At 61.4% G+C, this 19,565-nt stretch carries 17 protein-coding genes and 3 pseudogenes; 10 read left to right on the top strand and 10 right to left on the bottom strand.

Going from position 1 to position 19,565, the window contains the following annotated elements; translation table 11 throughout:
- From R4P70_RS31470 to R4P70_RS31460, 3 genes and pseudogenes are all read left to right on the top strand, one after another.
- Positions 1–261 (top strand): annotated as a pseudogene (locus tag R4P70_RS31470) (hypothetical protein); the annotation flags it as partial.
- 69 nt (positions 262–330) lie between these two features.
- Positions 331–804, top strand: a complete 474-nt coding sequence (locus tag R4P70_RS31465; RefSeq protein WP_080656781.1) for an integrase catalytic domain-containing protein — start codon at positions 331–333, stop codon at positions 802–804.
- 4 nt (positions 805–808) lie between these two features.
- Positions 809–1,348: a hypothetical protein gene (locus tag R4P70_RS31460; RefSeq protein ID WP_021334653.1), complete on the top strand. Its 540-nt coding sequence runs from the start codon at positions 809–811 to the stop codon at positions 1,346–1,348.
- Positions 1,349–1,360: 12 nt separating this feature from the next.
- Here R4P70_RS31460 and R4P70_RS31455 read toward each other — a convergent pair.
- The 9 genes and pseudogenes from R4P70_RS31455 to R4P70_RS31415 form a co-directional block, all read right to left on the bottom strand.
- Positions 1,361–2,607 (bottom strand): annotated as a pseudogene (locus R4P70_RS31455) (IS3 family transposase); the annotation flags it as partial.
- Positions 2,608–2,775: 168 nt separating this feature from the next.
- Complete coding sequence (locus tag R4P70_RS31450) at positions 2,776–3,018, bottom strand: hypothetical protein (protein ID WP_011331503.1); 243 nt, start codon at positions 3,016–3,018, stop codon at positions 2,776–2,778.
- Positions 2,999–4,633 carry a flavin-containing monooxygenase gene (locus R4P70_RS31445; protein WP_011331502.1) on the bottom strand — a complete coding sequence of 545 codons (1,635 nt, stop codon included), beginning with the start codon at positions 4,631–4,633 and terminating at the stop codon, positions 2,999–3,001. The genes R4P70_RS31450 and R4P70_RS31445 overlap by 20 nt, the downstream gene beginning before the upstream one ends.
- Positions 4,634–4,660: 27 nt before the next feature.
- Positions 4,661–5,290, bottom strand: a complete 630-nt coding sequence (locus R4P70_RS31440; RefSeq protein WP_021334650.1) for a pyridoxal 5'-phosphate synthase — start codon at positions 5,288–5,290, stop codon at positions 4,661–4,663.
- The gene (locus R4P70_RS31435) at positions 5,283–6,467 is read right to left on the bottom strand and encodes a PhzF family phenazine biosynthesis protein (protein ID WP_021334649.1); all 1,185 of its coding nucleotides are present in this window, start codon (positions 6,465–6,467) and stop codon (positions 5,283–5,285) included. The genes R4P70_RS31440 and R4P70_RS31435 overlap by 8 nt, the downstream gene beginning before the upstream one ends.
- Positions 6,464–8,329, bottom strand: a complete 1,866-nt coding sequence (locus R4P70_RS31430) for an anthranilate synthase family protein (RefSeq protein ID WP_021334648.1) — start codon at positions 8,327–8,329, stop codon at positions 6,464–6,466. The genes R4P70_RS31435 and R4P70_RS31430 overlap by 4 nt, the downstream gene beginning before the upstream one ends.
- Positions 8,326–8,951, bottom strand: a pseudogene (locus R4P70_RS31425) (isochorismatase family protein). Before R4P70_RS31425 ends, R4P70_RS31430 begins: the two are co-directional and overlap by 4 nt.
- Positions 8,948–10,147 (bottom strand): 3-deoxy-7-phosphoheptulonate synthase, encoded by a 1,200-nt coding sequence (locus tag R4P70_RS31420; protein ID WP_021334647.1) that lies wholly within the window; start codon positions 10,145–10,147, stop codon positions 8,948–8,950. The pseudogene R4P70_RS31425 and the gene R4P70_RS31420 overlap by 4 nt, the downstream one beginning before the upstream one ends.
- A 40-nt stretch (positions 10,148–10,187) precedes the next feature.
- Entirely contained in the window at positions 10,188–10,664 is a 477-nt protein-coding gene (locus tag R4P70_RS31415; RefSeq protein WP_030537981.1) for a PhzA/PhzB family protein, read from the bottom strand.
- 357 nt (positions 10,665–11,021) lie between these two features.
- Here R4P70_RS31415 and R4P70_RS31410 point away from each other — a divergent pair, with 357 nt between their 5' ends.
- Together R4P70_RS31410 and R4P70_RS31405 are read left to right on the top strand one after the other, a co-directional pair.
- Positions 11,022–11,351 (top strand): antibiotic biosynthesis monooxygenase family protein, encoded by a 330-nt coding sequence (locus tag R4P70_RS31410; protein WP_021334645.1) that lies wholly within the window; start codon positions 11,022–11,024, stop codon positions 11,349–11,351.
- Between the two features lie 89 nt (positions 11,352–11,440).
- On the top strand, positions 11,441–12,661 hold the full coding sequence (locus R4P70_RS31405) for an FAD-dependent monooxygenase (protein ID WP_021334644.1): 1,221 nt from the start codon (positions 11,441–11,443) through the stop codon (positions 12,659–12,661).
- A gap of 99 nt (positions 12,662–12,760) precedes the next feature.
- On the opposite strand, the gene R4P70_RS31400 is transcribed toward R4P70_RS31405, so the two are convergent.
- On the bottom strand, positions 12,761–14,425 hold the full coding sequence (locus R4P70_RS31400) for a cytochrome b (protein WP_080712837.1): 1,665 nt from the start codon (positions 14,423–14,425) through the stop codon (positions 12,761–12,763).
- Between the two features lie 178 nt (positions 14,426–14,603).
- On the opposite strand from R4P70_RS31400, the gene R4P70_RS31395 reads away from it, so the two are divergent.
- The 5 genes from R4P70_RS31395 to R4P70_RS31375 all read left to right on the top strand — a co-directional run bounded on the left by R4P70_RS31395 (position 14,604) and on the right by R4P70_RS31375 (position 19,528).
- The gene (locus R4P70_RS31395) at positions 14,604–14,948 is read left to right on the top strand and encodes a YciI family protein (protein WP_021334696.1); all 345 of its coding nucleotides are present in this window, start codon (positions 14,604–14,606) and stop codon (positions 14,946–14,948) included.
- 45 nt (positions 14,949–14,993) lie between these two features.
- Positions 14,994–16,256: an RNA polymerase sigma factor gene (locus R4P70_RS31390; protein ID WP_051253235.1), complete on the top strand. Its 1,263-nt coding sequence runs from the start codon at positions 14,994–14,996 to the stop codon at positions 16,254–16,256.
- Positions 16,257–16,291: 35 nt separating this feature from the next.
- Positions 16,292–17,578, top strand: a complete 1,287-nt coding sequence (locus tag R4P70_RS31385) for a hypothetical protein (protein WP_031332332.1) — start codon at positions 16,292–16,294, stop codon at positions 17,576–17,578.
- A 115-nt stretch (positions 17,579–17,693) separates the two neighbouring features.
- Positions 17,694–18,239, top strand: a complete 546-nt coding sequence (locus tag R4P70_RS31380; protein WP_030537985.1) for a hypothetical protein — start codon at positions 17,694–17,696, stop codon at positions 18,237–18,239.
- A 203-nt stretch (positions 18,240–18,442) separates the two neighbouring features.
- A complete protein-coding gene (locus R4P70_RS31375; protein ID WP_021334692.1) occupies positions 18,443–19,528 on the top strand; it encodes an ATP-dependent nuclease in 1,086 nt (361 codons plus the stop codon).
- The last annotated feature ends 37 nt before the right edge of the window (positions 19,529–19,565 follow it).

Genomic DNA, 19,565 nt, shown 5'->3' with positions numbered 1-19,565 from the left:
TCAGAATCCTGTTCGTGTACAGATCATCATCCGGGAAGGTGCGTCCTCCCGGGATCCACAGGTTTCGATCATTCCTCGGCGAACCCGACTCTGCGCCCGTACGGGCCACACCCCAAAGCCCGCCATCCTGCCGAGCTCACCGCCGCCGAGCGCGCCGCGATATTGGAGGTGCTCACCAGCGATGGCTACGCCGATCTGTCCGTGGCCCAGGTGTGGGCCCGCGAGCTCGACTGCACCGGATCCTGGCCGCGCACCGGATGAACGGTGAGCGCCGCCGGCACGCCACCCATCCACCGCGCAAGATTCCCGAACTGGTCACTACCAGGCAAAATGACGTCTGGTCCTCCAGGGGATATCACGAAAATGCGGGGCCCGACCAAGGGCATCTGGTACCACGCTCACGTCGTCATCGACATCTTCTCCCGCTACGTCGTGGGCTGGTGCATCGAGACCGTCGGAGACGGCGAACTAGCCGCTGACCTGGTCGCCGACGCCATCGCCGAGCAAGGCCGAGCACCGGGATATCTCCACGCCGACGGGGGCGCGGCGATGACCTCGAAACCGCTGGCCTCACTCCTGTGCGACCTGGACATCACCCGGTCGCACAATCGGCCCCGTGTCCGCGTACAGGGTGATGTGTTGTTCGGGATACAGGCTCACGTGTCGGTGTTCGACTGGGGTTCATGGTGCCGGTTCGTCGCCGGTGTTGACAAGGTCTCGGCAATCATCACGTATGTCAGCCGCGAACGGGACTTGGTTCCTCACGTACTGGTAGCCGCGAAGCCGGGGCCGGGTCGACGATGAGCGGATGGGGTCGGATCTGTCGAGGTCGACGGTGGTCGAGGTCACTCGCAAGTACGCCAAGCTGTACCTGGCGGCGTCGAAGAAGGACAAGGGCCGGATGCTCGATGAGTTCTGCGAGCTGACCGGTCTGTCCCGCAGCCGCGCCAGGCATGCTCTGGTGGAGGCCGGCTCGCGGGCGCCGAACGTGGTGCGGATGGATCGGCGCAGGTCTCGGCCCCGGAAGTACAGTGCCGACGCACGCGAGGTTCTCAAACACCTGTGGGTCCTGTCCGGGGGCAGTTGTGGTCCGTATCTGGCTGCGCAGATGGTCCTGCTGCTGGATTCGCTGGAGGCCCACGGCGAGCTCGTCGACGGTCGCGGCCACTACAGCCCGTCGGTGCGGACCGAGTTGGAGTCGATGAGCGGTGCGACGATCGACCGGTACCTGCAGGCGATCAAGGCCACCGCCTCGTTGCGGGGGTTTTCCGGCCCTTCCGGATTTCCGGCCCTTCCGGATTTAGAGTGCGTTGATCCGGTTCTGGAGCTGTCCGGAGTGGATGAGTGACCGCAAGATGAATCACCCTAGGTTCTGTGCCGCCTCCAGTTGGGGCTGATCCTCGGTGGTGAGGTCAGCGTAGTGGAGTGTTTCGTATTCGATCGGAGGCATGTGGCCGATGCTGGAATGAAGGCGCTTGACGTTGTACCACTCGACCCAACCAGCGGTCGCGAACTCGACGTCTGTGACCGTCTTGTACGACCCCGAGTGGAAGATCGTCGTTCGGATGCACTCGGTCTTGTACAACCCGTTAGCTGACTCGACGAGGGCATTGTCGTAGGCGTCCCCGACCGATCCGATGGACGCCGCGATGTTCTCGAGTGCCAACTTCTCGGTCAGCTTCACGGACGTGTACTGACTGCCCGCGTCCGAATGATGAATCAGCTCAGCCGCTTTCACCGGATGGCCCTCACGGCGGCGCTGCCACAGCGCCATCCGAAGCGGAATCGTCACCAGGTCCACGGTCTTCGACATCGAGGCATGCCAGGCGACGATCCGCCGGGAGAACACGTCGATGATGAACATCACGTAGACCCACCCGGCCCATGTTCGGACGTAAGTGAAATCGGTGACCCATACTCGGTTCGGTTCCTCGGCCTGGAACTGTCGGTTGAGCAGGTCGCCCGCTCGCACGCCGTCCGCCGATCGGATGGTTGTTCTGATTCCTTTCGCTCGTCGAATTCCGTTGTGGCAGAGCGATTTCATCGCACGATCGACCGCACCGTAGGACACCCCGGGGATCGCGGTCCGGTCCAGATGTACGCGCATCTTCACTCTCCCGTACAGCCCTTCGGGTGTCATCTTCCGCCGGCCGTCGGCGTCGGTGTTCCACACGACCTCCCTGACTGCGTCGATGACGTGGGCGTCGGAGACGGTGCGCGCAGCCGGCGTGCGTACTCGCCATGCTCGATAAGTTCTCGCGGCGATCTTGCAGCCCTGATCGCTCAGGACTCGACAGATCGACTCGACCGCAGAACCGTTGGCACGCAACGAATCTATGAAAGCGATGATCATCGGTTGCGGGGGTCGAGTTCCCCCGCGAAGAAAGTTGTCGCAGCTTTGAGGATGGCGACGTCCTCACGCAGCTGCTTGTTCTCGGCCTTGAGCTTTTTGATCTCCGCCGATTCCTTCGATTCCTTCGAGGTGGTGCCCGAGCGGGAACCCGTGTCGACCTGAGCTTGCAGAGCCCAGCGCCGCACCGTCTCCTGCCCGACGCCGACCTGCTTGGCGATCGCCTCCGCCGCGGCGGTCACCGAGGCGTACTCCGCTCAAACCGTCACCACCACTGCGGCGAGTCGCAGATGGGTCTGGATCAAGCCGTCACAGTGGTCTCGAATCAAGCTGTCATAAACACGACTTGCCGGCTCCAGTTCATCCAGCGCCGTCAACGTGGTGGCGCATGACGTGAGCATGTGAGTGGATCGTCAGTCGGTCGTTTACAGGTCTTCGTTCTCGTTGCAGAGCACGCGGAAGGCGCGGTGGTGGTCTTCGGGGAAGACGAGGACTTTGCGGGCGATTCCGGGGCCGGACAGTTCGGGGCCGGAGATGGTGCTTCGGATTCCGTGCTTTGAAAGTTGTTGTTGGACCAGGCCTACGGAGCTGTCGTTGTAGAGGGTTGCGGCTGCGACGAGAAGTCCGTAGTCGGCGGGTGTGCGGCGGTCACTGCGGAATTGAGGCATGCTCTCGCTCCAGGGACGTGTGGTCATCGCTGCGGAAGGTGAAGTTCGGGTAGTCGGCATCGGCCTCGTCCGCGAGAACGCGCCGGTAGTTGCCCAGACCGGCGAAATAGAACAGGGCCCGGCTGGTTTTTCCTGGAATGTTGGCGCCGAAGATCCAGGAATGGGCTTTCGGGAACAGTGATGCGTTGGCGATGTCGTCGCAGAGTTGCGCCCATGTACGTACGGCGGTCTCGTCGGCCTCGACAGTGGCCGAGCCTTGTGTTTCGGCCTGGCGGATCAGTTCGGTGATCCATTCGACCTGTGTTTCGATTCCTGGCGGCAGGTTCGTGAAGACGCTGTTGGGGCCGTAAACCATGAACATGTTCGGGAATTGGTGCGTGGCGATACCCAGGTAGGCCGCGGTGGTCTCGTTCCAGAGTTCACTGATCGGTGTTCCGTCGCGTCCCGTGAGGTGCATCTTCTTGTATCCGGCGTCGAAGCCGGTGGCGAGTACGAGTAGATCGATCTCGTGTTCGGTTCCGTCCGCGGTGACTACTGCGTTCTCGGTCAGCCTGGTGATCGGGTTGTCTTTGATGCTGACCAGGGAGACGTTCGGCCGGTTGAAAGTTTCGTAGTATCCCTTGTTCGCGATGGGACGAGTGGCGTAATACCCTGAGGGCATGAGCTTTCGGGCTGTATCGGGATCGTCCACGATCGCGGCGATCTTGTCCCGAACGAAATCGGCTGCGGCCAGGTTCGCCGCGGGATCGAAGATGATGTCGTTGAAGGTCCCGAACATGAAGTGGAAGGCATTTCCGCGTTGCCAGCTTTCCTCGAACACACGGGTTCGTTCCGCTTCCGACACCGACGTCGCCGAGACCGTGCTCTCTTCGAATCCGCATCCGACGATCGAATTGCGGACTTGGTCCCAGATGGCGTCGTAGTTGCTGCGGCACCGGTCGAGGTATTCCTGATCGATCGGGCCGTTGCCGGAGGGGATGCTGTACTGCGCGGTGCGCTGGAACACCGTCAACTGCTGGGCGGTTTCCGCGGCGGTGCAGATGAATTGGGTGCCTGTCGAACCGGTGCCGATCACGCCGACTTTGCGGCCGGCGACGTCAAGCCCCTCCGGCCAACGACTGGTGTGCACTACCTGTCCCGAGAACTGTTCGATACCAGGTATTTCCGGTGTGTTGGGTTCGGAGAGCACCCCGAGGGCGGTGATCAGGTACTTGCTCCGATAAACCTTGGAGGAGTCGGTGCGTACTTCCCACCGTGCCAGGGAATCGTCCCACCGTGCGGAGGTGACAGCAGTCTCGAGCTGGATGTCGCGGCGTAGGTCGTGGCGATCGACCACGGCATTGAGATACTCGAGGACTTCTGCTTGTTCGAGATAGCGGTTAGTCCACGACCATTGCTGAAGCATCTCCTTGTCGAAGGAATACCGGTAGACGAACCCTTCGCTGTCCGACTTCGCGCCGGGATACCGATTCCAATGCCATGTGCCGCCGACACCGTCGGCTTTGTCGAAGCATCGCACTGCGAGTCCGAGTTCGTTGCGAAGTTTGTGCAGGGCGTAGATGCCGGCGAATCCGGCGCCGATGACGATCGCGTCCAGTGACGTGTCGGGTTCCATGTCAATCCTTTGTGTAGGACGAGTGTTTCAGGGCTGAAGTCGATCGACGGTCCACCCACGTGGGCCGCGTTCGTAGAGCAATCGGCGGTGTAGGCGCGAGTGGTCTGCTGCCCAGAACTCCACGCGATGCGGTTGGAGTTGGTAGACGGCGAATCGGTGAGGGCGGGCGATATCGGTGTGTTGGCCGAGACTCTCACTGCGTGCGAGCAGCACTTCGGGGTCGCCGAGATGCAGACTCTGATGCGAGGCCGTCGACATGGGTTTGAGGGGTTCGGCGCGCTCGTCCCACACTTTGTCGGCGATCGCGGCGCTGAGTTTGAGTACGGGACCGGAGATGATCAGTTGACGGGCGAGTTCGCGCCAGTAGAACAGGCCACTTGCCCACGAGTTCGTATGCAGATCGCGTGCTTTCCTGCTTGTCGTATGCGTCGAGAAGGACAATCCGCTAGCGGAAATGTCGGTGACGGCGACGGTGCGTTGAGAACAGCGGCCGACGCTGTCTGTCGTGGCCAAGGACAGCGCGAGTGGCTCACGGACCCCGGCGATCTCAGCTTGCTCGATCCATATCTGGAACAGGTCCAGCGGCGTGGGTGGTGGATCGGAATATTCCAGGAATGGGCGAGCGGTTCCGGTGATGGTTTCGTATTGGCTACTCATGGTCGGTGCCTCGATCGGATCCGAGGTACAGGGTTGCGTGCGCGATGGTGATCGCGTCGCCTCCGACCAGTGCGGAGGCGAGCTTGCCGGTGTGAGGATCGATGTCGGCGCAGGCGTGCATCACGGAATGTCGTCCGAGTTCGACACCTTGGTGGATGCGGAGGTCATGGCCGTATTCGATCCGTCCGTGACGCGCGAGGTGGATGGCGATCGGGCCGGCGGCTGATCCGGTGGCGGCATCTTCGACCACCCCGTAGGCGGGAGAGAACATCCGGTTTCGCCAGACCCCGTCGAGGTCTTCGGCGATGCAGTTGATCGCCATGTTCTCGAACTCGGACAACGCACGGTGGTCCGGGCGCAGAGCAGAGAGCGCCTCGATGCTCTCGACGGTGACGATCGTGTGGCGTGGGCCGTTGTCGTAGGTCTCGATCGGAAGTGCGCTTGCGTCGAGCCCCAAGGCTGCCAACAGTGATCTCTGTTCGGTGTCAGGCATTGGCGACCACGTCGGGAGTGGTTGCTCCATCGTGACGCGGAAGTAGTCGTCGACGGGCTCAGCTGTCATCGGGACCAGACCCACCGCGGTTTCGAACGCGAGCTCCTTCGCACCTGTCTGAGCGGCAACAGCGGCAGCGGTACCGAGGATGGGGTGCCCGGCGAAGGGGAGTTCGTTGACGGGGGTGAAAATTCGAATCCGCGCAGTCGATTCTGCCGAGTCGGCCGGCAAGACGAAGGTGACCTCGGACAGATTCAACTCTGCGGCGATTCGCTGCATCGTCTCCGTCGCGAGCGAGTCTGCGCCGAAGAACACCGCGACCGGATTACCGCTGAGAGGCGTACTGGCGAACGCGTCGACGACGCAGTATCGGAGAGTGCGCCGAGAACTCTTGGGTCGATGCTCGATGGAGGCGTGGACCTCGAAGTCCTTGCGGTGAGCACGTTCTCGTTCGAGGAGTTCGACGGCCGGCCCAGCCGGGAGCTTGCCCGCCGGGCGATCGTCATCCCAGAGCAGTATCGCTCCCCACCGCCGCGCTCCTCGATCGTGGATCCAGTATTTGGCAGCCAGACCGGGCACCGAGCGCCACGCCTCGACAGCTGCGGTGTCGGTCAGTTCATTGAGGTGGGTCACTGACGGGTCGTCGTCTGCCTGGAGGTCCCACACGATGTATTCGAGTTTCACGTCGAGAGCAGCCTTTCGGACATGAGAGCGAGGATGCGCGGCCCGTTCACGGTCAGGATCGACTCGGGGTGGAACTGAACGGACGCGAAGTGAGGCCCTTCGAGGGCGTGGACCGCTCCGGTGGCGGTGTCCGCGGAAACAGTGACCGGGCCGACGCCCGCGACATTGATCCGACCGGAAGCAGTGCGTGCTTCGAAGGTGTTGTAGAAGCCGACGTTCTCGCTCTGTCCGAAGATCTCGACGCGCGCCTGTTTACCCTGGTTCGGCTCAGCTCTGCGGGCGAGAGGGAGACCGAGACGCGAGGCCAGGATCTGATGGCTCAAGCAAATCGCGAGGAACGGACGCTGTGTCGAGAGCAGGTCGTCGATCTGTGTTCGGAGGTGCACGATCTTCTCGTCATCGACATTTGTGGGATCACCGGGCCCCGGCCCGACGATTACCAGATCGTGGTCACTGGTGGTGTACATGTCGTCGAATCGGCGCACGGTGACCGTCAAACCGAGGGAGCGCAGCTGGTGGTCGAGCATCGCGGTGAACGTGTCTTCGGCATCCACGACGAGCGCCTTACGTCCGTCCAGTACCCGGGAGCGGACGTCGTGGGAGTAGTTCGGCGACCAGAATCCTGCGATCTGGTTATTGCGATGCGCCAAGGCGGTGGTGATCATCGGGTGGCGATTCCAGCTGGCATGGGGTTTGCTGTGCCCGAATGCCGCGAGAACCGACTGCGCCTTGGCGTGGGTCTCGTAGACTTCGGCCGCAGGATCGGAATGCCGAACCAACGTGGCCCCCACCGCCACCCGTACACGCCCACTGTGCGGCTCGATCGCCGCTGTACGAATCAGGATCGCCGAATCGAGAGTGGGTGCCCCGCCACCGGATCGGGTGATCAATGCCGCCACACCGCTGTAGTAACCGCGACCGGTCGTTTCGTAACGGGCGATGACCTCCGTCGCGCTTTCTACCGGGCTTCCGGTCACGGTGGGCGCAAACATCGTTTCCCGCAATACTTCTCGCGGGTCACGGTGGGTCTGCCCCTCGATGAAGTACTCAGTATGAGCGACCCACGCCATCTCCTTGAGGGCCGGTCCGTGGACTCGAGTCGTGCCGGGCTCACAGATGCGGCACATCATCTTCAGCTCTTCGTCGACCACCATGTACAGCTCGTCGGTTTCTTTGCGGTCGTCGAGGAACTGTTGGACTCCGTCCAGGGTCGGCCCGCCGGGTGGATAGCGGTAGGTTCCGCTGATCGGGTTCATCACGGCTGTGCCGTTGTCGAGTACAACGTGTTGTTCAGGTGATGCGCCGACGAGTATCAGGTCCTCTGTGTGTACGAGAAAGGTCCAGTAGGCGCCGCGTTCGTTGTCGAGGAGTTCCCCGAACGCGGACAGAGGGACTGCCGGGTTGTAGGGGGTGCACTCGGCGGAGAATTCGCGCTTGATCACGAAGTTCGCACCGCGTCCGTTGCCGATCTCCTCGGACACGATCGCGGCGACTTTCCGTGCGTAGTCGGCGTCGGAGCTGTCGAAGTGCCCGCCGGTGAGGGCGAAGGAGCGGCGCGGGAGTTTGTCGAGCACGCCGCTCAGCGGGTAGTCCTGCTGCTCGTCGATGGAAATCGCGAGCAGCGGTGCACCGTCGTCGTGGGCCGGATAGCCACGTTCGCGTATTTGACGATAGGGAAGAAGGACGAATACGTCAGCGGTCGTGGATATTTCCTCGATCAGCTCGTGCTGCCGTAGCTGCCCGGACAACGCGGTGACGGTGCGAGCACCAGTGGCAGGGTCGGTGCGGCAGATGAGGGCGTACACCGAGCGGTTGCCGGCCAGGATTTCGGTCAGAAGGTCGGTCGAGGTCGGAAGGCTCATCGCTCGGTCACCCACTTCGTGGCGACTACCCGTGCACAGCAGCGTGCGGTGTATTCGAGTGTCTGGCGGTGATCTGCGGCCGTGAAGTCGGCGACCGCGTCACCGACGAGGAACACCTCGATGTCGTGGGTGTACGCATCGAGGGCAGTGGCAAGGATACCGACATGGGCGTACACACCACACAGGACAAGTTGAGTGCGTCCGTCCTCACGCATGCGGGTGAGCAGGTCGGATCGGTGGAAAGCGCTGTAACGCCACTTGACGAAGGGCCACGCGTCGTCGCCGAGTTCGAGTTCCGGGACAAGTGCTCGGTCCGCATCGGTGGTCTGCATCCCCGGGCCCCAAAAATCGCGCAACAGTCCGCGATCGGTGACGCTCATCCTGCCCGGCTGCGCGGTGTAAGCCGTGGCCGCCCCTGCCCGCTGCGCCCAGGAATGCAGATCGCGCACATTGCCCACGATCTCCGAACGCATCGTTCCGGGAATGGAGACAGAAAATAACGTTGCATGTCGTGGATGAGTAACGTCGCCTGCTGCGGCCGGATATCCCAGTCCACCAATGCATCCGGCATCTCACCTGGACTGGGCAGCAGGTACGGCTCGACAGTGAGATCACCACTCATGACGGCGTCTCCACTGCTCGGTAATGTCGTGCGAGCATCTCGCCCCAGGCGTGCACCACGGCAGCAGTCTGCTCCGGGTTCAGCCGCGGATCGCACAGTGGACTACTCGGCCGAGCAGAGGCGAGATCTGCACTCGACCAGACGCATTCGCTGACATCGGCCAGGTGGGTGGTCTCGAGATGTAGCCCGTGCACCCGCGTTCCGGTCTGATCGGCAACACCGACGAAGCCCGTCATCTCGTCGATGACGTCGTCGACGACTCGGGTCTTGGTGCCATCCCCTGCACTGAGTGTGTTGCCGTGCATCGGATCGCAGATCCACAGCACACGGTGCCCGGCCGCGCGAACTGCACTCATCAACGCCGGCAGTCGAGTACGGATGTGTTGAGCGCCCATCCGTGTGATCAAGGCGAGCTTGCCGGGTTCTCGATAGGGGTCGAGCCGAGAACACAGCGCTACGAGATCGCCTTCGGTAGCTGTCGGGCCGACTTTGCAGGCAGAGGGGTTGGCGATGTGCGCCAGCGTGGCGACGTGGGGACCGTCGACGTTGCGCGTACGTTCATCGATCCACGGCCAGTGCGTGGAGGTGAGATACGTGCGTTCATCGCTTCCCGAGCGCATCATGGGGTGTTCGTAATCGAGTAGCAGCGCCTCGTGGCTCGTCCATACTCGATCCTCCAAGGCCCGCCCGCGGTTGAAGCCGGCGATGGTGGCGGCGACTTGCTTCGACGTCAGGTACCCCATCAGGATCCGGAGCGGATCCGGCGTCCGGCTGACCTCGTCGCTGTCGGGCAGGTTCACCATGTGACCCCGGTAGGTGACCACTTCGCGATCACCGACGGTTTCGGTTGCCTTGGAGCGAGGTTTGGCGAACTGTCCTGCGATACGACCGACCTGAACAACAGGAAGGCCGGTAGGTGTTGCCACTGCGCCGGCGCTTGCAGTGAGTTGATCAAGCTTGCGGTGGACGTGGGCGGGTGTGCAGTGCGCGGGGTCTTCCGCACAATCGCCCATCTGGAGAACGCTCGCGTGGCCGGCCTCGACGGCACGCAGGCGTCGAGCGAGTTGGTCGGTTTCGACCGGACTTGCAATGACAGTGGTCGTCTCGAGCACGTTGCGCACGAGGTCGAGTTGGGGATGGTCTTGCCACGGCGGTTGGTGAGAATTCACCGTCGACGTCAGTGCTGAGGGGATCACGAATCACTCCGCTAGGTCGGATTGCTGGGGCCGGTCATTGTCAGGTCGGAATTCCCTCGCGGATCACGTTCGGTACCGCTATGCCCAGCGCACGGAACTGCTGGCAGGGATTCATGAATTCGCGCTGCTGGCTGATCTTCCCGTCCACGAAGCGGAAGAAATGAATGAAATGATTCTCGTAACGACCTTCGGGATAGCCGGTGAATCGGATGATTCCGGCGCCGTCGCACTCGACCCAGAAACGATCGGGATCCTGTGTATCGAAGATCTCGATGTTGAACCATGACCAGTCCGGGAAGCACTCGAGCGACCACACGGCATGTTCAGCGAGTCGATCTCTTCCCTTGATCATGATCGGTTCGCCGGTCTCGGTAGTCCACAGGCCGCCCTCGCCGTCCTGTGTGAACAGTTCGTGTCTTCTCAACCGATCGAGGCCCCGTGTCTGCATATAACGAGCGACCGCGCTCCGATTCCTTGAACGTGCCGCTTCTTGCTCGGGGCCGAAAACTTCGTACATCGCATGACCTCTCGGAATGTGCACATGCCTGAAACTCGGAAAATTACTGAGTGGCAACGATTTCGATTCGCCGTGCGCACGATCCGAACGGGTGCGCCGTTGACTCGGTGGTAACTGACGCCCTAACGATGACAGTATGGCTCCGAGATCTGCAACGATATGACGCCTCACTGAAGATGCGCGCAAGCGTTGCATCAGATCTGTGCTCGCGAAAATTGTGACGAATCAAGTGATTACGCGCCAGCGTGTCTGATGAATCACCAATGATGCTCGCGAGGACGGGTATTCGGCGCGGAAAGCTGTCTACGTCTCTCTCGAACCCTAGCCAACGCAGGAACGGCGGATTACCGTAATGGCATGACTGAGACAGTGATTCGTGAAGGCGACAAGGTCGCAACATTCATCAACATTCTGGAACTCAAGGACCCGGCGAAGCAGCAGGACTTGATCGATGTCCTCAACGAGGGCACCGAGAAGGTCATCAAGCACCAGCCCGGCTTCATCTCGGTGAATCTCTTCGCCAGCCGGGACGGTTCTCGTGTCGTCAACCTGGCCCAGTGGAGCAGCCCTGACGACATCAAGGCCGTGGCCACCAATCCCGACGCGCAGGTCTTCGCGAAGAAGGCCGCAGAGCTTGCCACCCCGGCACCAGGCCCCTATTCGGTCGCCTCGGTGACACAGGCCTGATCAAGACCAACATCCACCACAGAGCCCAGGCGGGAACCACCGGTTCCGCCTGGGCCTTCTCTTTGTCGGCACCCGAAAGGACTACAGCGATGGCCAGCAAAGACCTGACCACGACACGCCCCCGGATCAGTATCGCCGGGGCCGGGATCGGCGGATTGTCCGCCGCTCTGGCCCTGCACGAGCGAGGCCACGAGGCTGCGCTGTTCGAATCCGCACCCGAGATCGTTCCCCTCGGCGTCGGGATCAACGTCCAGCCCACCGCGATCGCCGAACTGTCCAGACTGGGCCTGGCCGATCAGCTCGCGAGGATCGGCGTTGCCACACAGGCTCATCGATACGTCGACCATCGCGGGCGGACCCTGTGGACCGAACCCCGAGGAATCGCAGCGGGCCACGACTATCCGCAGTACTCCGTGCACCGGGGTCACCTGCAGATGATGCTCCTCGACGCGGTAACCGAGCGACTCGGGCCAGGAGCCGTGCACTCCGACGCCCGGCTGTCCAACATCTCTGGCAGCGGCGAGACGGCGATACAACTGACCGTCGTGAACTCGGACGGCCGAAGCCGCACACTCGACACCGACGTCCTTGTCGGAGCAGACGGGCTGCACTCGACCGTCAGGCGCTGGCTTCATCCTGACGAGGCGCCGGTCAGCGTCGCGGGAACCACCATGTGGCGAGGATTGGCCGACCTGCCGTACACGTTTCTCGACGGCGTGACAATGATCATCGCCAACGACGGCACCGGCACTCGCCTGGTGGCGTACCCCTGCAGCGAACAAGCGAACGCAGAGGGGAGGACCCTGCTCAACTGGGTCTGCTTGACTCCCTCCGACAGACGAAGCCCGAGCGAAGACGAGCGCACCGGACTCGTCAACGCACTCGCAGAATGGAATTTCGACTGGTTCGACCTGACAGAGTTGGCAGCCCGCTCTCCGCAGGTCTCCGTGTACCCGATGGTCGACCGGGATCCGTTGAGTCACTGGGGCTCCGGCCGGGTGACGCTGCTCGGCGATGCGGCGCACCCGATGTATCCGATCGGGGCCAACGGAGCATCCCAGGCGATCATCGACGCCGGCGCACTGGCAGAGTGCTTCACACGCGCAACCGACCCTGTCTCGGCACTGCGATCCTACGAAGCGATGCGCATCATCCCGACAACAAGCATCGTTGAGGCAAATCGGGCGATGAACGAGTCCGAGAAGAAGACAGCCTCCCGCGCCGGCGATCCTGCCGCCGCCCCAGCCCCGCGCCTTCGTGAAATCACCACCGAATACAGGACTGTGGTCGACCGCTCCACCGCACGGTAAAACCGGCAAGAAGGACTCGACGTACGGCCAGCCGTGACCATGCCGAACTGCGGGGCGCCCCTGATTCCAGGAGCGCCCCGCGGTGTCGTTTGCGTGCGGTTAGTCGGCCGATCCGGTGATCTGACGTTGACTGAGAGTGGCAAGAAGTTCGTGCTCGGACTCTTCCTCCGCGCGGCTCAGTGCTTCAACTTCGTCCTCAGGGTCCGGACCCAAAAGTGAACCGGGATAGGGTCGTCCCGCGGCGCCGAGCTTGTTCATCCGCTTGGGAACTGCCGCTCCCTGATATTCCAACGCCTCGCCGTCGCGTCCGAGTGGCTGATGCGTTTCCAGATAGGCCCCTGACGGCAAGCGTTTGATGATGCCCGTCTCGATACCGTGCTCGAGGACCGCACGGTCGCTGCGCTGCAGCCCGATACAGAACCGGTAAGTCACGAAATACGCTATCGCAGGCAAGACGATCACACCGATTCGTCCCGCCCAGGTCATCGCGTTGAGCGATATGTGAAATTTCAGCGCGATGAGGTCGTTGACACAGGAAATCGTCAGCACGACATAGAAGGCAATCGCCATTGCCCCGATTGCCGTACGCACCGGAACGTCGCGGGGGCGTTGCAGAAGATTGTGATGGCTGTCCTCACCGCTCAAACGCTTTTCGATCCACGGATACGCAATCATCAGGACGAACACCGCACCCATTGCGAGTGCAACCCAGAATGCCGAGGGAATGGTGTACCGGTTGAACAGATAGATCTCCCAGGCCGGGATCAGGCGCGCTATACCGTCGGTCCACATCATGTAGAAGTCGGGCTGGGAGCCTGCAGAAACTTGCGCAGGGTTGTATGGGCCCAGAACCCAGATCGGATTGATCTGCAACAGGCCACCCATCACGGCGAGTATCCCGAAGACGAGGGCAAAGAAGGCGCCCGATTTCGCCGCGAACACCGGAAGGATTCGGACGCCGACGACATTGTTCTCGGTGCGTGCAGTCCCCGGGAATTGTGTGTGCTTCTGGTACCAGACAATCGCCAGGTGCGCTGCGACAAGAGCAAGGATCAAACCCGGAAAGATGAGCACGTGCATGACGTAGAGCCGCGGGATCAGCAACGTCCCCGGGAACTCACCACCGAAGATGGCCCAATGCAGCCATGTACCGACGACGGGTATGGCCATCGTGATTCCACCGAGCGGCGAGCGCAATCCGGTACCGGAGAGCAAATCATCCGGCAGGGAGTATCCGAAGAAGCCCTCGAACATCGCCAGAATGAGGAGCAGGGATCCGATCACCCAGTTGACTTCACGGGGTCGGCGAAACGCACCGGTGAAGAAGATGCGCGCCATATGCACGATCATCGACGCTGCGAACATCAGTGCGGCCCAGTGGTGAACCTGGCGGACGAACAATCCTCCGCGCACTTCGAAGGAAATATCGAGTGAGGTTTCGTATGCACGCGACATCACCACCCCGTTGAGCGGTTGGTATGCCCCCTGATAGATGACCTCGGCCTGTGAGGGGTCGAAGAACAATGTCAGGAACACGCCTGTGATGAGCAACACCACGAAGCTGTAGAGGGCGATCTCGCCGAGCAAGAAGGACCAATGAGTGGGGAATACCTTGTTGATCTGACGGCGTAGTCCTGGTGCCAAGTGAAAGCGCGAATCGACCTCATCGGCCTGCCTGCTTGCGACCCTGCTGACGAGGGAACTCACAATCGCCTCCCGAAAATTGGAGCGAGATGAAAGCGCCGACTCTCTGAAACGAGACATGAGTCGGCACACTGGAATCCGAAATAGTCTTACACCTTGTAGTACTGCCCGAAACCGCGTCGTCGCATCACTAAAAAGGTTCGCGAAAAGTTCGGCCAGAGTGTCGATTTCGGCTTCCTGTCGTTCGACATATATAGAGTGAGTTGACTCAACTGAATACGAAAATAGGGGAGCGGTCATGCCGGAATACCTGCTGTTGGTTCACGAAGACGAAGAACAGATCGAGCGATGCGAACGAGAAGATCCAGGAGCCCTCGAAGCGCGTTATCAGGCATTCCTCGCCGATCATGCCGATGTGGTCACCCAATCGCGGAGGCTGCACAGCTCCTCGTCCGCCACCAGCCTTCGACGCGGCGACGGGGACGGGGTCACCATCATCGACGGTGTGTTCGCTGAAGCGAAGGAGGTGATAGGCGGCTTCTTCGTCATCGAAGCGGACGATCTCGATGCAGCTCTGGTCATTGCCCGAGAACTGCCGGCACCTTTCGGGGGAATCGAAGTACGACCGATCCGCGGAATCTGACCGGGCGTGCAACAGATGGATCATGGCAACAGGGGGACCGAGCTGATGCACCAAATTGGCGTTCACGCTGCAATCGCTGATGCGCACCGAACGGGATGGGCATACGTTCTCGCCGCCGCGGCTCGAACGACCCTCGATCTCGATCTCGCCGAAGAATGCGCGCAGGAGGCCTACGCCTCGGCTTTGACCAACTGGGCCGAACATGGTGTACCCGAGAGCCCCGTGGCGTGGTTGACCACTGTGGCGCGAAGAAGGGCCATCGATTTCATCCGGCGTCGTGAGTTGCTCGACACCAAGCTTCCCCTGCTCATCGTTGGCGATGCATACAACCTCGACGACCAAGACATCCCCGACGACCGACTCAGGTTGATCTTCGCCTGCTGTCACCCAGCATTGCCCGTCTCCACCCGCGTGGCCCTGACCTTGCGGCTAGTCTGCGGGCTCTCCACCCCGGACGTTGCAAGGGCCTTCCTCGTATCGGAATCGACGATGGCGGCACGCATCACCCGCGGCAAGAAGAAGATTGCGACCGCCGGGATCCCCTACCGCGAGCCAGCCGCCGAGGAACTCGCCAGCCGGGTGGACGCGGTTGTCGACGTGATCCACCTCGTCTTCACCACAGGCCACACCGCCCCCTCCGGATCGGAACTGCAACGACGAGATCTCGCTGAACGCGGGCTGCACCTTGCCCGGTTGCTGCACGAGCTGCTACCACACCAATCCGAGCCGACAGGGCTGCTTGCACTGGTCCTGCTGACCGATGCCCGCCGCGAAGCTCGATCCGACAGTGACGGCCAACTGCTGCGACTGAGTGAACAAGATCGCCAACTCTGGGACCACACAGCGATTCACGAGGGCCTCACTCTGGCGCGCCACGCGATGAAACAGCGTCCCCCGAGCCGCTACGCGCTGATGGCAGCCATTGCCGCAGTGCACGCCCAAGCCGGTAGGTGGGACGAAACCGACTGGATCCGGATCGTGGACCTTTACAACCAGATGGTGGCTATCTGGCCCTCACCGGTCGTTGCGCTCAACCGTGCCATCGCCATCGGTGAAGCCTTAGGCCCCAAAGCAGGCCTCGCGGCGTTGGATCCTCTCGGTACCGATCACCAACTTTCCGGCTACCACTACCTGCCCGCAGCCCGAGCCGACATGCACCGCAGGCTCGGCAACATCAAAGAAGCTCTCTGCGCCCTCGACGAAGCCCTGATCTTGGTCGAAAACGATGTCGAGCGACGCTTCCTCGAACAGCAACGAAAAATTCTTTCGGAAACTGTCGATTCGGGACGTTCGGTATCCGACAACTAGATAGGAGGACAGATCCAACACAGGAGGGGACCTGAATGTCGGTAACGAACAAGCGCGCACAACCCGCACGCGGGCAGGGCCGCCAGCGCATCGTCGAAGACATCGCCCTTGCCTACGCCAGCGCGGACAAGCGAACCAAAGGTGTACTTCTCGACGAACTATGCGCTCGCACTGGATGGCACCGAAGCCACGCTCGCCGCGTCTTAAAATGGACCACCACCCCCAGAGCCGTCGACCCGCAACCTCGATCACGGCTCAAGTACAGCCCGGAGACGGTGGAGCTCCTTACCTGGTGCTGGAAACTTCTCGACATGCCGACCGGAAAGCGGCTCGTCCCAGCGCTTCCCACGCTCGTCGGCGCACTCGTCCGCCACGGCCACCTCACCCCGCAAACGACAACTACAGAACAGTTGTTGAGCATGTCGTCGGCGACTGTGGACAGAACCCTCGCCGCAGAACGTGCACGCAGCATCCACCCGAACCTGTGCCCGTCACATGCGCTCGTAGCCGCTGACGCCCCGATCCGCCGTCTCGTCTCTCAGCCCTCAGCGGCGCCAGGACACATCGAAGTCACGATCCACCACCATGGAGACAGATCCCCGATCGTCACCCTCACCAGCACGGCTACCGCCACGCGATGGACGACGTACCGTTCCTTCGACTACCGCAAAGACGATGCACTGGGCGCGGCGCTGACCTCGATCGGACACGACCTTCCCTTCGCAATCGAAGCGTTGACAGCGACAACATCCGATGAACAACTCGCCGCACGGATAGAGCGCTGGTGTGTAGAACAGAACGTCGACTTCTACCTGCGCTTGGGTACAGCCCACACCCCGAAAACCGGTCAAGCCCACGACATTCCTGCACCCACCGAACACGGCACCAGTGACGCGGCCCTCGCACTCCTCAACGAGATCTGGCGTGCACGTGCAGGATTGATCAACAACTTCTACTGCCGGCAATTCGATGCACGCGGAACCGTCACCACGGCCACACCGTGGCAGATGGTCCAAGCCCACCCACTCATTGCCGATGAAGACAAAGCGATCTTCCGCGACGAGCACAACAACGCTGATCCGGTCCAACTGAACTGCTGCCTGGCGGCTCTCTCCGCGCGCTACACCAAACTGCACCAGAGGGGGGAGATGTGCTCGCCGCTCAAAGCAACGGACCGATCTTCACGCCTCCAGCGACCCGATGGCACAGACGCTGGAGCGCAACTGACCCAGCTGCGGCCGAACTCCACACTGACACCAACGTCGCTGACTAGCCGAAGTCGCTGGAGTTGCTTCTCAGGCCAAGACGGCCACATCGCTTGAAAGGCAGCCGCTGCTCGACGGCGGAGGTCCTCAACAGTGGCAACTCGAAGCAATGAAAAATATTTCAACACAACACTACTCAGCGCACGACACCGACAATGGAGTGGCATCGCTCATGCAAGAAGTGGCAGTCAATCACTACGGGGACTGGTCGCATTGGAACTGGCTGGGATGGACCGTGCTACTGGTTTTGACCGGCGTGCTGTTCGTCGGGGTCGTCACCGCGATCTTCGTTGCGATCGACATCGATCGCACGCCGTACCGCGACAGCGAACTGGGCTGCTACCTCAGCGCAGCCCTCTTCTCCGCCGCCGCGTTCCTCGGATTCACCGGTACCCTGACATATTTCGTACGCCACCTACCCGGAGCAGGTCAGTCCCTACTCGTCTGCTTGGCAGCGAGCGGCACTGTCGTCCTCGGTCAGTACCTTGTTCACCGTTCATTCGCGGACCTCGTCACGGGTGAAAGTCCGAGCGAATGGATTTGGAGAGGTTCTTCGATTGCGGCAATCGCAAGCGGTGTAACGGCATTCGGATACGACGGCCTCAACCGAATCGCTTCATGGATCCCTTCATCCGTGTCATTCGTTGTCGCGCTCATAGTGGCAGGGCTACTCACGGCGTGTGCCCACGCGGTAGGAGAGCGGTCCACCGCCGGATGAAGTCCACGTGGACGCTCCACGGGAGGCTTGAGTACGGCGTCACACACACGGCTGGACTCGGGCAGCCCCGTTCGTGCACGCCGAACTGCCATGTAGATGGTGACGTGACCTCGATTGGCGAGCTAGCGTCATCACCGCTTGACCTAAGCTGACGGCGCGGCATCGGCGACTACCAAAGTAGTAAACATCTAAGGGGAACCTGCATGTACGTGGAGAGCGTGACACTGACGAACTTCCAATGCTTTGGGGCGCAGCCCACCACAGTCTCGTTGGACCCGCAGTTAACTGCCTTGATCGGTGCAAACGGCTCCGGCAAGACAGCAGTCTGTCAAGCGCTCCTCCGGTTGTTCGGTGTCACGCAAGAACAACGGCAAATTCAAGTCGAAGATTTCCATGTGCCAGCGGATGAGGAACAGTCCCCACAGGAACGAACGCTGGCGATTGAAGTCATCCTCGCCTTTCCCGAACTCGACGTCGCAGACAAAGCGACGCCTTCAAGTATGACCGCCAGCGTCCCGGAGTTCTTCCGTCACATGGCCGCAACAGTTGACGGCCAACTGAAATGCCGCATCGCACTCCGTGCGACATGGACCGACGATGGTTTGATCGAGGGGACCGTTGAGGACGAGCGCCGTGTGATTTACAACTTCGACGAGGACTATGGCGATAACTGGGTTCCATTTCGTGGAGCTGATCGGAATAGGATCCAAATGGTCTACGTCCCGGCCTCGCGGGACGGAGCTCGACAGATTACAACTTTTTTGCGCGGACGATTGTGGCGTGCGAGCCGCTGGTCGGATGATCTGCGCGGGCACGTTACTGATGCGGCGACCGATTTGCTCGAAAAGTTCGAATCTGAGCCGGCCGTATCGACGGTGGAGGAAGCGCTGGCGAAGCGTTGGCAACAACTGCATCAAGATACGACCGACACAGTTCCAACTTTTGAACCGATCAACCGTGACGTGGCTGCACTGGTTGGGAACGCCGAGTTGATGTTTCGGCCATCGCATACTGGCCGTAAACGTCACGCCCGATTTCTGAGCGACGGCCAGCGCTCCATGCTGCACCTCGCTCTCACCGCAGCGACCCTTGACATCGAATCGAAGGTAGCGGAAGGCGGTCACGAAGACCGTTTCGACCTCTCCGCAGGTACGCTGCCGACATTGACGCTTCTGGCGGTCGAGGAGCCCGAGAATAGCCTGTCCCCCTACTACCTCTCGCGCGTTGTCAGGCAACTGATGGAACTAGGTGTTGTGGGTATGGACGTTGCTGACGCGGGATTGAAGTAGACGGGCTGGTCCTCGGCGTAAGAATGGGAGTTGCGAC

This window comes from Rhodococcus sp. IEGM 1241 (genome assembly GCF_033142365.1).
GTDB lineage: Bacteria > Actinomycetota > Actinomycetes > Mycobacteriales > Mycobacteriaceae > Rhodococcus_F > Rhodococcus_F erythropolis.
Note: the sequence above shows the minus strand (reverse complement) of the source record. Positions and strands in the feature narration are given on the sequence as shown.

Excerpts from the sequence above, each read along its gene's own strand:
- R4P70_RS31450 (WP_011331503.1), bottom strand. The coding sequence starts at position 3,018 with ATGCCTCAATTCCGCAGTGACCGCCGCACACCCGCCGACTACGGACTT.
- R4P70_RS31430 (WP_021334648.1), bottom strand. The coding sequence starts at position 8,329 with ATGAGCCTTCCGACCTCGACCGACCTTCTGACCGAAATCCTGGCCGGC.
- R4P70_RS31395 (WP_021334696.1), top strand. The coding sequence starts at position 14,604 with ATGCCGGAATACCTGCTGTTGGTTCACGAAGACGAAGAACAGATCGAG.
- R4P70_RS31400 (WP_080712837.1), bottom strand. The coding sequence starts at position 14,425 with ATGTCTCGTTTCAGAGAGTCGGCGCTTTCATCTCGCTCCAATTTTCGG.
- R4P70_RS31440 (WP_021334650.1), bottom strand. The coding sequence starts at position 5,290 with ATGAGTAGCCAATACGAAACCATCACCGGAACCGCTCGCCCATTCCTG.
- R4P70_RS31375 (WP_021334692.1), top strand. The coding sequence starts at position 18,443 with ATGTACGTGGAGAGCGTGACACTGACGAACTTCCAATGCTTTGGGGCG.
- R4P70_RS31405 (WP_021334644.1), top strand. The coding sequence starts at position 11,441 with ATGGCCAGCAAAGACCTGACCACGACACGCCCCCGGATCAGTATCGCC.
- R4P70_RS31385 (WP_031332332.1), top strand. The coding sequence starts at position 16,292 with ATGTCGGTAACGAACAAGCGCGCACAACCCGCACGCGGGCAGGGCCGC.
- R4P70_RS31415 (WP_030537981.1), bottom strand. The coding sequence starts at position 10,664 with ATGTACGAAGTTTTCGGCCCCGAGCAAGAAGCGGCACGTTCAAGGAAT.
- R4P70_RS31380 (WP_030537985.1), top strand. The coding sequence starts at position 17,694 with ATGCAAGAAGTGGCAGTCAATCACTACGGGGACTGGTCGCATTGGAAC.
- R4P70_RS31465 (WP_080656781.1), top strand. The coding sequence starts at position 331 with ATGACGTCTGGTCCTCCAGGGGATATCACGAAAATGCGGGGCCCGACC.
- R4P70_RS31410 (WP_021334645.1), top strand. The coding sequence starts at position 11,022 with ATGACTGAGACAGTGATTCGTGAAGGCGACAAGGTCGCAACATTCATC.
- R4P70_RS31460 (WP_021334653.1), top strand. The coding sequence starts at position 809 with ATGGGGTCGGATCTGTCGAGGTCGACGGTGGTCGAGGTCACTCGCAAG.
- R4P70_RS31445 (WP_011331502.1), bottom strand. The coding sequence starts at position 4,633 with ATGGAACCCGACACGTCACTGGACGCGATCGTCATCGGCGCCGGATTC.
- R4P70_RS31390 (WP_051253235.1), top strand. The coding sequence starts at position 14,994 with ATGCACCAAATTGGCGTTCACGCTGCAATCGCTGATGCGCACCGAACG.